Source organism: Psychrobacillus sp. Z3-81, from assembly GCF_056620325.1.
On record NZ_JBWQPU010000004.1, the window covers coordinates 65738 to 78529 of the forward strand.

Annotated in this window: 10 protein-coding genes; 5 read left to right on the plus strand and 5 right to left on the minus strand. The window is 40.6% G+C overall.

The window, feature by feature from the left end; all coding sequences use genetic code 11:
* Positions 1–15: 15 nt before the first annotated feature.
* Positions 16–2400 (minus strand): 3-hydroxyacyl-CoA dehydrogenase/enoyl-CoA hydratase family protein, encoded by a 2385-nt coding sequence (locus AC1ECF_RS05925; RefSeq protein ID WP_480388489.1) that lies wholly within the window; start codon positions 2398–2400, stop codon positions 16–18.
* 198 nt (positions 2401–2598) lie between these two features.
* Between AC1ECF_RS05925 and AC1ECF_RS05930 the strand changes: the two genes are divergently transcribed.
* Together AC1ECF_RS05930 and AC1ECF_RS05935 are read left to right on the plus strand one after the other, a co-directional pair.
* Positions 2599–2916, plus strand: coding sequence for a thioredoxin family protein (locus tag AC1ECF_RS05930; protein WP_480388490.1), 318 nt, complete (start codon positions 2599–2601; stop codon positions 2914–2916).
* Between the two features lie 54 nt (positions 2917–2970).
* Positions 2971–3435 carry an STAS domain-containing protein gene (locus tag AC1ECF_RS05935; protein ID WP_480388491.1) on the plus strand — a complete coding sequence of 155 codons (465 nt, stop codon included), beginning with the start codon at positions 2971–2973 and terminating at the stop codon, positions 3433–3435.
* A gap of 433 nt (positions 3436–3868) precedes the next feature.
* On the opposite strand, the gene AC1ECF_RS05940 is transcribed toward AC1ECF_RS05935, so the two are convergent.
* Positions 3869–5122, minus strand: a complete 1254-nt coding sequence (locus AC1ECF_RS05940; RefSeq protein ID WP_480388492.1) for a GNAT family N-acetyltransferase — start codon at positions 5120–5122, stop codon at positions 3869–3871.
* An 89-nt stretch (positions 5123–5211) separates the two neighbouring features.
* Here AC1ECF_RS05940 and AC1ECF_RS05945 point away from each other — a divergent pair, with 89 nt between their 5' ends.
* A complete protein-coding gene (locus AC1ECF_RS05945) occupies positions 5212–5727 on the plus strand; it encodes a C39 family peptidase (protein ID WP_480388493.1) in 516 nt (171 codons plus the stop codon).
* Here the strand turns inward: AC1ECF_RS05945 and AC1ECF_RS05950 are convergent.
* The 3 genes from AC1ECF_RS05950 to AC1ECF_RS05960 form a co-directional block, all read right to left on the minus strand.
* The gene (locus tag AC1ECF_RS05950; protein ID WP_480388494.1) at positions 5702–6598 is read right to left on the minus strand and encodes a 5'-3' exonuclease; all 897 of its coding nucleotides are present in this window, start codon (positions 6596–6598) and stop codon (positions 5702–5704) included. The two genes, AC1ECF_RS05945 and AC1ECF_RS05950, sit on opposite strands and share 26 nt — an antisense overlap.
* Before the next feature lie 112 nt (positions 6599–6710).
* Positions 6711–8069, minus strand: coding sequence for a GNAT family N-acetyltransferase (locus tag AC1ECF_RS05955; protein ID WP_480388495.1), 1359 nt, complete (start codon positions 8067–8069; stop codon positions 6711–6713).
* A 263-nt stretch (positions 8070–8332) separates the two neighbouring features.
* Positions 8333–8812 (minus strand): MgtC/SapB family protein, encoded by a 480-nt coding sequence (locus AC1ECF_RS05960; protein ID WP_480388496.1) that lies wholly within the window; start codon positions 8810–8812, stop codon positions 8333–8335.
* Between the two features lie 133 nt (positions 8813–8945).
* On the opposite strand from AC1ECF_RS05960, the gene AC1ECF_RS05965 reads away from it, so the two are divergent.
* Positions 8946–9374: an N-acetyltransferase family protein gene (locus tag AC1ECF_RS05965; protein WP_480388497.1), complete on the plus strand. Its 429-nt coding sequence runs from the start codon at positions 8946–8948 to the stop codon at positions 9372–9374.
* A 356-nt stretch (positions 9375–9730) separates the two neighbouring features.
* Positions 9731–12664, plus strand: a complete 2934-nt coding sequence (locus AC1ECF_RS05970) for an efflux RND transporter permease subunit (protein WP_480388498.1) — start codon at positions 9731–9733, stop codon at positions 12662–12664.
* Positions 12665–12792 lie beyond the last annotated feature (128 nt).

The following is a 12792-nucleotide window of genomic DNA, read 5'->3' on the forward strand; positions in this document are numbered from 1 at the left end:
TCCTTCTCCTTCACGCTAGTTGCGTAATGGTTTTCCTTTTACTAACATGTGCTGCATTCTTGCTTGTGATTTTGGATCCGCCACCAGACTTAAGAATGCTTCGCGCTCTAAGTTTAATAAGTATTGCTCATCCACTAGCGTCCCGTATGGTACCTCTCCACCAGCGATCACATATGCAAGCTTCTTCGCAATCTTTAAATCATGCTCACTAATATAGCCTGATAAGAACATGCCTTCCGCTCCTAGCATTAATGCTGCATAGCCAGGCGCCCCTGATACAGGAACCTTCTCACGAATTGGTGCTTTATAGCCGGCTTCAGCTAACGCAAGTGCCGCTTGCTTTGCATCATATAGCTGGTGATCTGGGTTTACACTTATTCCATCCGCAAAGCTTAGGAAGTTATTTTCACGCGCCTCTTCACCAGACGTTGAAACCTTTGCCATTGCAATTGTTTCAAATACTTTGGTTGCTACGTTTAAGTAATCTACTTGAACACCATTTGGTAAGCCTTTCAAGTGCTTCATGTAAAGCTCTTTATTACCGCCTCCACCTGGGATCAAGCCAACTCCTGCTTCCACAAGACCCATGTAAGTTTCAGTCGTTGCTTGAATGTGTGCTGCTGGTAAGCAAACCTCTGCTCCTCCACCTAGCGTCATTCCAAACGGTGCTGCAACTACTGGCTTAGAGGAATATTTAATATTCATCATCGCATTTTGGAAGCTGCGAATAACAAAGTCTAATTCAAAGATATTATCGTCTTGCGCTTCCATCAGAATCATTCCAAGGTTGGCACCAACGCTGAAGTTTTTCCCTTGGTTACCGATGACAAGCCCCTTGAAGTTTTTCTCCACTTCATCAATTGCAAAGTTGATCATTTGAATGATATCTAAGCCGATCGCATTTGATTTCGAATGGAATTCTAGTAGGGCGATTCCATCTCCTAAATCTATTAGGCTAGCACCTGAGTTTGATTTAATTACTCCGTGCTTTTTCTTGTAGCTTTTTAGGTTGATTGCCTTTTCACTAACCGGTACTTCTTTGTAGTCGTTGCCATCAAAGAAGTAAAGCACGCCATCTTCTTCTTTATAGAAGGAAGTAAAGCCTTTTTCTAATAAAGAAAGAACGAATGCCGGGATTTCCTTGCCTTCTTCTTTCATTTTTTCTACAGACGCTTGAACGCCAATAGCATCCCACACTTCAAATGGTCCCTGTTGCCAGCCGAAGCCCCATTTCATCGCATCGTCGATTGACACGATATCGTCTGCAATCTCTCCATGAAGCTGAGCGGAGTAAATTAATGTTGGACTAAGGATGCTCCATAATAGTTCACCAGTGCGGTCCTTTGCATACGTTAACGTTTTCACCTTTGCCGATAGACCTTTTTGCTGCTTCGCCATTTCCATAGAGGCTGTTTTCAGCTTTTTCATTGGCTCGTATTCCATTGTTTCTGGATTTAGCTCTTTAATTTCTTTTCCTTCTTTTAAGAAGAAGCCTTGACCTGACTTAGCACCAAGCCATTTATTTTCAAGCATTTTTTGCATGAATGCTGGAATTTCAAATACCTTTTGCTCTTCACCAGATGTTTGATCGTAGACGTTTTTTGCAACATGTGCAAAAGTATCTAGACCTACTACGTCTAGTGTCCGGAAGGTAGCTGATTTCGGACGACCGATTAATGGACCAGTTACAGAGTCCACCTCACCTACGGAATAGCCTCTTGCTTGCATTTCACGCAATGTCACTAGCAGACCATAAGTACCGATACGGTTAGCAATAAAGTTTGGTGTGTCTTTTGCAATTACGACACCCTTCCCTAAAACTTCCTCACTGAATTTCTTCATGAAATCCACTACTTCTAGAGCAGTAGTAGCTGCAGGAATTACTTCTAGTAGCTTCAAATAACGTGGCGGGTTAAAGAAATGTGTACCTAGGAAATGCTTTCCGAAGTCCTCAGAACGCCCTTCTACCATTGCGTTGATGCTAATACCTGAAGTGTTAGAAGTTACAATCGTACCTTGCTTGCGAACAGCATCTATCTTTTCATATAAGCTCTTTTTAATAGCTAGATTCTCGACTACAACCTCAATAATCCAGTCGACATCTTTTAATTTTTCTAAATCATCCTCAAAGTTACCAGGCGTGATTAACGAAAGATTTTTCTTCGAAGTTAGCGGTGCCGGTTTTTGTTTTAATAGCTTTTGCAGAGCTGACTCAGCAAATCGATTGCGAACGGTTGGATGCTCTAGAGTAAGCCCCTTCGCCTCTTCCTCTTTACTGATTTCCTTTGGAACAATATCTAATAATAATGTCGGAATACCGATGTTTGCTAAATGAGCTGCGATTCCAGATCCCATGACCCCTGATCCAAGTACAGCTGCTTTTTTAATTTGATATGTCACCTACAAAGCCTCCCCTTCATCTTGAATGAACGCTCATTCATTTTGTTTGCAAAAAAAATAGAAGCAATTTCTATATCTATTATTCTAGTTCAATATTTAAATTTTCGCAATAATAAAATGAATATTTGGAGACATTTTTCTTCCTCCCTACTGGGAAACAGTGTACACTGTAAATATCATTTACCGGAGGTATATACTATGAAAAAAATTACAACCGCAGAACAATTTAATGAAATTATTTCTAGTGATCAAGAGGTAATCGTAAAATTTGAGGCTGGATGGTGTCCAGACTGCAGACGTATGGAAATGTTTATCGATCCTATTATCGAAAAATATAACCAGTACGCTTGGTATGAATTAAATAGAGATGAACTGCCTGAAATAGCAGAAAAGTATGAGGTAATGGGAATCCCTAGCCTACTTATTTATCAAAATGGTGAAAAGAAAGCACATTTACATAGTGCAAATGCAAAAAGTCCTGAACAAGTAACAGAATTTCTAGATGCACAGCAATAAAACATGTAACCGCTAACGCCAATGGAAGAGAATGAAAAAACATGAGGTGTAGAAATGTCCCAAGAAAAAGAAGTTCTTGAGCTGAAAGAACAAATTGCTCGGTATGAGAAAATTATCATGACTATGTCCACTCCTATTATTCCTTCTATTGTCCCGAAGACTATACTAATTCCCATTGTAGGATATATGTATAAGGAGCGATTTGACAACATCGAAACCAAAACATTGGCTTATATTGGTGAGCATAAAGAAGTAGAGAATGTTGTTTTTGATTTTACTGGAGTAACATTGGAGCATATTCAAACATTTGACTATAATGATTTAGCTTTATCCATCAATCGTTTAAATAGTTCCCTCAAGTTAATGGGAATCCGACCGATTTATGTTGGTTTTAATCCAAGCTTCATTCGTGAAATTGTCTATGCAAGTCTACATGTAGACATTGAAACCTACAAGGACTTCCGCATCGCTCTAAGCAAGCTGTTAGGGGAGAAAAACACAACGTTACATTCTGTTTAATAGATTGTAAGTTAGATAAGACAAATAAAAGCCCTTTCGATTCTACCAATAGATTCGAAAGGGCTTTATTAGTTTGGCTATAAGTTAAATGAAGGGATAGTTTCCTGAAGTGCTTTCTTAGTTTATGAGACATAGGTTCTCCGCTGCGTCGGACGCTTTTCCGGAGGCCAACAGGATGTTGGTCAGGAAAACGTTGTCACACGATGTGACGTTCTTAGTTTTCCCTCCACAAGGTAAGCCAGCACCCATCACTGACGCGCGTGGCTGTGCTGTCTTACCTACCACCTTGCTCCCACAGGAGTCGCCGACGCTGCTCCGAACCAATAATTTTTCCTACTAAATTTAAACAATAAATTCCTAAAAAAATGTAACCCATGGAGATTCAACGAACTTTCATTTAGAAGCAAATTTACATTGCTATAAACGGTTAAACTTAAAAGTTCGTCAAGCAAATAGGTGATTTTCTTGGTTTAAACCAGCTGTCCAATTGAATAGCCATTTGTGTTTCCAACTCGACTATACCGTACTTGGAAAGCTCCTCTAAAGAGGTGCAGCCCATCCACCAAGCACTTAACTCTTGGATGGCAATGGATAGGTCCACTTTTTCCACGGTTTCTTCTATTTTCTTCGCACTCCAGCTATCGCCATCGAAGGTCATTTCATATATCCCAGCCTGTTCTGGTATAAAAGTGTCCTCCACTTGCATAAGGAACCGTTCTGTTGAAGCAGGCCTTGACAACGTACTCTGTAAAGTATCTAAAAATACAGGAATATTGACGATGCGGTACATTAAGCCAGACCCCACAGTGGCTGCTTCATGATACACACTCGGAATAAGTCGGTTCGAGCCATTAGAAGGATTCGTTAATGTGTAAATAAAGGAAGTATCAAATGTCCGTAGAACGATGCGATCCACCTGATCCTGCTGAGAATGTAACCAAGCAGCTAGCTGCTTATATCCTTCCACATTGCTCCAAACCCATTCATGGACATACATGCGCTGGTGCAAGAAATTGTCATCACTTATTTTCTTTAAAGAGAAGGCTAAAACGCCTACTAACTCTCCCTCTATTTTCACTCCAACATAATTAGCGGCTCCGTTTTTGATATGCTGTCTTTCACTCCATGTTCGCTGTAGCATCCCGTGGTTGTTGCTTGCATACTTGTTATAAAGCTTCACCATTTCTTCTTCGTCCGCCGCATCCAAATATCGAAGGTTTTCTTTTTTCCCATTAGTCACGATAGTATCTGGCTTGATTGAATATTCATATTTAAGAGGCCCATATCCATAGCCCATCTTTCGATAGAAGGTAGGATTAAAAGGATAAAGAGCAACTAGCCCCACCCCTTCTTGTCTTGCCTTCTCATGAAAATCAGAAAGGAGCTTTAAGGCTATCTTCTCTTTTTTATGTAATAAATGAACAGCGACCATACCAATGCCAAGCATCCGCTCTAGCCTGCCGTTCAAATTTATAGTGAAATCGCCTATTCTGTACATCCCCTTGAGCGTCTCTTCTTCATCAAAATAACCATAAAAGCGTATATGATTTTCTGTTTCCTGCTCTCGCTTTAGCCTTTCAGCTAGCTCTTCTCTTTTTGCAGGAGTTTGACTATCCATCCCAGGATACGCTAGAGCTGCTACATGAGCAGCTTGGCTATAATCCTTGTCCTCTAATAGTTTAATCATGTTTTTCTTCCCCTTTGTAACGCCTTAATAGGCTTTCTCCCTCAGATTTAGTAAAATAAAGACAATCCCCTCTAAAGGAGGAAACAACCTTGAAGGTAATACTTCCTGTCAAAGGAATGTCCCAATATGATTCATCCATACAACCAAAGCTGCAGTCTTCTGCTTGTGGACCTGTGACAGCCTATGTGCTGTTAAATTATATAAAACCAGACACTTACTCTTATCAGGTGAATCAACTGTATAAGCTGCTAGGCGGAACTAGAATCGGCCTTTTCACGCATCGATTTATTAGAAAAATGAAAAGGCTACTGGGACCAGCATGGAAAATCTCTAAGTGCAATGTCCATGATGCAATGCAGCAAATAGAAGCAGGTCGACCAGTTGCCTTAAAGTTTGATCGGTATTTTGCCTTCCGACGCAAAGGCATATTTACTTTTTCCTATCATTGGGTTCCTTGCATAGGCTATGAAAAGATAGAAGATGAAATCTTTCTATTCATACATGACAATGGAGGACGAAACCGAGAAAGTAAAATTCGACGGGTAAGCTTCCAGGACAATGCCCCTATCCTTACTTTTGTTAAATTTGTTCCGCCAGTAAATTAGCTTGCAACTGTCTCGCTAAAATCGTATATCCCTGATCATATAAGAAATCCATTTTAGAGGAATCAATCTGGTTTATTAATAAATGCTCCAGCTCTGCATCAATTGGCACGTCTCTTCGAATAGTTGCCAGCTGTTTAGAGAGCTTGAGCATTTCCATATCCGTTTCAATTTTCGTGCGTTGTCCTGCCTTTAATAGATGCAATGATTCTAATACACTTTCCACTGATCCATAGGTTTGAATTAATTGCAGAGCGGTCTTCGGTCCTATTCCCCTTACACCTGTATAGCCATCACTGGAATCTCCCATAAAAGCCTTCACATCTGGGAATAAAAGTGGAGAAATGCCATACTCTTCTATAAATCTAGCTTCATTATACATATCATAAATAGTAAATCCTTTTTTCGTAAAAGCGATCTCTGTAGATGGATGCAATAATTGAAGTAAGTCCTTATCTCCACTTACAATCGTAAATCTAGCATCGTCCTTCCATTTGTGCGTGATCGATGCAATCGTATCATCCGCCTCCATACCGACAACACCGAAGTTTTTCCAGCCTAGATGCTCAGAAAGCTCTTGCGCCATATCAAATTGTGGTACAAGCTCGTCCGCCGGCTTAGGGCGATGTGCTTTATAGCCTTCATATAATTCTGTACGGAAGGTATTCATCCCTTTATCCCAACAGATTGCCATATGGGTAGGCTTCATAATTTCTTGTGCAGCCAATACATGCCGTGCAAAGCCCTGAACAGCATTAGTCGGAATGCCTTTTTCATTTTTAAAGTAGTTTCCGCTCATCGCCGTTGCAAAGAAGGAACGAAATAGCAAAGCCATTCCATCAACTACTAGTACATGTGGTTTATCCTGTTGCATTTTTAACATCCTTTTCTATCTATTTCATACTAGTATAGCATGATATTGACCAGCTAAAGGGAAAGAAAAAAAGGAAAGAGCACATGCTATCTCTTTCCATCTTTCCTCTATCTCACTCAAATTGAAAACCAAATAGCTTTAATTTTTTCTTGTTTTCCTTGTCTTTCGCATTGATAGAAAGATAGATATTCTTTGGCTTGTAGTGGTCTTGGACAAAAGCAAGCACTTTTTCCAAGTCCTCGCCCTCCCAATCGACAACATAGATTGATTGCTCATCTAAAGCCTTCCTTGTTGTCGCATTTACAATGTGAGAGGGATTCACCCAAAAGCACCATTCTGGTTGCTTACTATAAAACCCTTCAAAGCCCTCTGCTATTTTTTGAAGTGTGTATTTCTTGCTAGATGTTAGTGACAAAAACTCTTCTTTCTCTAATCTTTTATAAGTTTTCTGTGCTCGCAGCTTATTATTGGAGAGCCTAGCCAAAAGTAATTTTGGAGAGGAGGTTACTGAAATGCTATCTTTTAAAGGCTCACAGTTTGGAAGTGAGGAAGGAAGCCAAGAAAAAAGCTTCTTGGAAGAAAAACAAATGGTATGTATAGAATTTTGCCCATAGTTACTAACTACGAAAGGTAAATTGCTATCCTCTACCGTTAAGTAGGTTGCTTCCGAAGCAAGAAGCTGGAGACATTCAGACAACAGGACTCTCTCTGGGTTAAAGAGCTTATACTCCTCCTTCCAAAAGCTTCTGTGTCCAACAAACCTTCCGCGACAGCTAAAGCCTAAATAGCAAGCAATCTCCTCCTTCCCATGCGATAAAGTCCAAAGATGAACATGAAGCTCGTCCGAACGCTCCTCGATAACTCTTCTATAAAAAGAAAGTTCCTCACTTGGCAGAAAGGGAATAACCCCGTCTAGGTCTACTTTCTTTATCTCTATCTCGCCTATACTTTCTAAATACACTTTTTCCTTTAAAGGAATATAGGTGAGATAAGGCAATGTAGAGGAGGATATTTCAGGGATATCCAACCTTCTTTCCTCCAATTTACTATTCCGTGCCTGTAAGTAATCTGACAAAGCAGAAACCTGCTCCTTGTCAATAAACCCATCGAGCTGGAAGATACACTTTTTTTCTCTCTTCATTAATTCATCAAAGAAATACATAAACACTCTTGCCATATCCTTTTTACCGATGACAAACCCTTTGTATAACTGAGTAGGATCTTCTAGAAACCGAAAAGTGGTCAAGCTTGCGGACCGTTCAACTTGAAAAGGAAAGAACGCGATTACTCTCTTAAGCTCCTTTACAGCATAAACCACCATGTTTTGAGTCCTGCCAAAGGTATCCCACCAGCTTGAGAAAATAGGATACTCAAAAAAAGGATATCTATTGTCCGCTTCTCGTAAAATAGCATCCCATTCCTCTTTGTACGTACGTAAATGCTTCGTTGATTGGATAACAATTAACTCCACTTCATCCTCCGTCCGTTTGGAAAACTGTCTTAGAAAATTATATTCGGTGAGATGGACAAAACAGAACTTAACCAAAAAATGCACCACTCTTTTTAATAAAGAAGTAGTGCATTTGAGAAAGCTTGTTATTCGTTGTACATGATGCTGTTCTACATCTAAGACAATCGAGTATGTAAGTTTGTGACATTTTTACAAAACAAAGCTATTCATAATAAAAACACCAGCATTACACTGGTGTCCTCTGTTAGCGCATGGTATGTATATTATTCTCCATCACTATCGCTATCATCTGCTCCCTTGCTTCTTGGCAGTATGCCTATTTTTTCTACAACCTTAGGCAAATTCATAGCGATGAACATTAGAAATACAGTAATAATCGCTAGATCATAAGCTCCATAGCCAATGGTTAAACCGACACAAGCCGTTATCCATAGGTTTGCAGCGGTTGTAAGTCCACGCTTCACATTATCCTTATCAAGCCAGATAACACCTGCTCCTAAGAACCCGATTCCGCTGATTACCTGAGCTGCCAAGCGCATTGGATCCATATAAGGTCCTTGGTTTAAAGTAGAAAGACTCATCGCAAGCGTAGATCCCAAGCAGACCAAAATGTGCGTCCGAATACCAGCGGGCTTATGCTTGATAGCCCTCTCCAAGCCTATTAAAAAACCTATAAATGTTCCAACTACCAATCGGATATAGAGGTCATAATGTGAGGTAAACATAGAAGTAATTATATCCATATATACTCGCTCCATTTCCATGATTCTTCTCTAACTATTCGCCGCCGATTTAAAATTTCCTCTTAAAATCGAGAAGGAATTAAAGAGAGTTATATAGAATAGAAATTTATTACAGAAGAGAGGTTGGAATTCGATGATTGAAATTGCCACTGAGGAAGATATCGAATTTATTTTCTCGCATGCTGGTCAATCTGCAAGCGAAGGCGCACAAATGAAAATCACGCAAGAACAGGCTTTAGAGCTTTTAACTCCTATAGTAAACCGAGGAGCCACATATTTATTGACAAAGGAAGAAGGCTCTATTACTGGGTGGATTCTTCTCGCTCAAAATATGGATTACTTTTCAGCAAAGGAATATGGCTTTATCTATGAGATTTTCGTCCTTCCGGAGCACCGAGGCAAAGGACTTTCAAGCAAGCTAATAAATGAAGGGAAGGCTTTTTTGAAGAATAAAGGATTCGATGAGGTGCGCTTAAACGTCTTTTCCACCAATTTTGCCAAAAAGATATATGAAAAAATGGGATTTACAGAGGTCAACTGCATTATGAAATCTAGCTTATAAAATAAAGGTAGAGCACAGCAATTTCACAAGGAAATTGACTGTGCTTTTTTACTTTCCCCTTCCTCTAGGTGCAAGTAACAAGTGAATTCGCAAGTATTCTCCTGAGTACCGCAAGTAAAATCAGCAGAGGCGCAAGTAACCTACCGAGAACTGCAAGTAAATCTTTGATTACCGCACGTATTACCATGTCATTTCCATCTCCAATGGAATTAATAATCCCCGTTATAGGGTGGCCCTACCCCCTTCTCAGCCTCCAGTCTTACATCAAATTCAAGCTTCGGCTCCATGTGGAAAACTTTTCTAATAATTATGATAAAGAAGAATCTTTGTCACACCAATTAGGAGGAGTAATGAACATGTCGAGCTTTACAAGATGGGCCTTCGGAAACAAGGCCGCTATTAGTGTGTTAACCGTACTTATTTTAGTAATGGGGATCATCAGTTATTTTCGACTGCCTATGGAATTTTTACCTTCTGCAGATAATCCCCAAGTAACGATCATTACAATGGGTCATGGAACGGATTCCAAAACAATGGAACTGGAGGCAACTACCCCTATAGAGAAAGCTGTCTCTGGCTTGAACGGAAAATCATCTATTTATTCGCGAACGGGTGATGGCTATTCTTTAGTCGATATCGTATATGAAGCAGGCTATGATATGAAGCAGGCAAAGCAGGAGGTTCAAGAGGCAATTGCAAATCTCTCCTTCCCTTCCAATATTGGAAAGCCTACTGTTTCCCAGCTGCATACCTCGATGATTCCAATTATTAATATCGCCGTAACATTTGAAGACGGCTTGACAGAAGAGAACCTTGCATTTGCTAGCAATGAAATCAAGGCAAAGTACCAAGCAGTTAAGGGCGTTTCGATTGTAGACGTTTATGGAATAACAGAATCCATTATCTCCGTGGATGTAGACGAAGAGAAGCTGGCCGGATATGGAATTCCTATCACCTCCATCATGACCATGTTACAAGGTCAAAATGCCACCATTTCCATTGCAGAGCAGAATATGGAGAATAAATTAAGCAACATCAAAGTAATAGGAGATTTAACGAGCCTTGAAAAACTAAAGGGGCTATCCCTATCACCAAAAGATGCATTAGATATCAGCATCATGAAGGATGCAGAGTCGAATGCCGTGACAATCAGTAAGGAAGTAGAAAAGGTAACAAAGGAGCTAAATGAGCAGTTTCCACATCAAGAGGCTGTCATTTACGTTTCTTCCTCTGACATCGTACAAAATTCTGTTCATACGATGATGAAGGAGCTTCTACTTGGAGCTTTATTTGCAACAATCGTCATACTATTATTTTTACGAAATATCCGCTCCACGCTTATCACGATTATCTCCATCCCACTTTCTCTATGCCTTACCCTATTCCTACTCTGGTGCTCAGGGGTGACCTTGAATATCCTAACCCTAGGTGGAGTGGCAGTAGCAGTAGGACGATTAGTGGATGATAGTATTGTGGTTATTGAGAATATTTTCAGGAAAATGCAAACAGAGAAGTTTTCTATTCAAATGGTAATCGATGCTACGAAGCAAGTAGGAGTAGCGATCACTGCATCTACCTTGGCAACTGTTGCAGTGTTTTTACCAATGAGCTTACTAGAAGGCTCTCTACAATCCTTTTTATTACCATTTGCTCTAACAGTCACTTATTCCTTACTCGCTTCTTTACTCGTAGCTTTAACTGTTGTTCCAGTATTGGGCGGCACGCTGTTAAAGAATTCGAAGCTGCCAGAGCACAAGCCTGCAATTCGTTTTCCGAAAGTAGTTGCTTGGTCCCTTAAACACAAATGGATCGTCTTCAGCATTTCTGGACTCCTCTTTGTCGGTTCCATCGGCGCATACTTCCTCCTTCCAAAAGGAGCGGTCGATTATTCATCTGCCGACTATGTATACGCAACGGTAAGTTTCCCAGCGGAAACGCCGATTCCAGAGGTGAAAGAGAAGGCAATAGAATTAGAGGAATTTATCCGTACACTTGATGAAACGGAATTTGTCTTTATGCAAGTGGGATCAGCTCCTGAATCTGCGCAATATGGATATGTCGGCTCCTCTACGGAAGCCACCTTCAGTATTTTATTGCATGACAAAAAAGATATTGAAGAGGTAATAAAGGCACTAGAAACAAAAAGAAATAACTATGCAAACGCAGATTTCGAAGTGGTTGCCTCCTCTTTCATGATGGGAGGATCTAGCACGAGTATCAGGATCGACATTGTTGGGAATGACAAGGAAGCTTTAGAGGGCGTAGCAACGAGAATCGTACCGATAATAAAACAAATAGACGGGGTAGAAAAGGTCACGAGCAATCAAGACGAAAAGAAAACCGTCTATTCCCTTGTTGTGAATCCTTCTAAGGGGAATACAGAGCAAGTAGCGCAGCAACTTGGTGTCATGCTGAACAAAACACCAATTGGAACGATCAGCTTAGATAATAAAACTAAAGCTGTTTACCTAGAGCCGCTGATTGAAGTAGAAAAATCTGCGGACTTGTCAGGGATAGAAATTATGACAAATGAAGGACCTGCCCCGGTGTCATCCGTTGCTTCCTTACAAAAAGAAGAACGCTCTACCGTACAGCTGCATAAGGATGGAAACACCTATTTACGTGTAACTGCTTCTGTAGACCCTAATAAGCTATCGGAGATTGCAAGCGAGATGAATACAGCTATTTTTGGAAATGAAGAGAAGGACGGGATAGACATCCCAGCTGGTACAGACGTCTTTATTGGAGGTTCCAGCAGTCAGCAGGCTGACGAATTTGCAGACCTTTTCTTGATGATGCTTGTCTCAATCGGAATCGTTTTCCTCATCATGGTGATAACATTTAAATCCATTCGGACACCGATTGCGATTCTGTTTTCTCTTCCTCTAGCAGCTATCGGAGCAATTCTAGGGATTATAATCAGTGGAATCTCCATTGACATAACTGCCCTCCTTGGTGCATTAATGCTGATAGGAATCGTCGTAACGAACGCAATCGTGCTACTAGACCGCGTGAAGCAAAACGAAAAGGTCATGAGCATTCGGGAAGCTATCCTTGAAGCAACCGCGACTAGAATGCGTCCCATCTTCATGACAGCAGTTGCCACCATTTCCGCTATGCTCCCTCTGTTATGGAAGCAAGCAGAAGCAGGCAGCCTTGTATCGCAAAGCCTGGCAGTAGTCGTAATCGGCGGTCTGGCAATGGCGACGCTTCTAACACTAATCGTCGTGCCTTGCATTTATGAATTACTTTATTTTAGAAAGGCGAAGAAACAAAGAATAGCAGCATAATATACAACCTCCTAGTCAGCAACTAGGAGGTTTTCTCATATAGACTTTCGCAAGTAAATCAAACAAAACCGTAAGTATTCTCTTGGCTACCACACGTAACTTCGACCAGTAAGCAAGTAATCTATCCG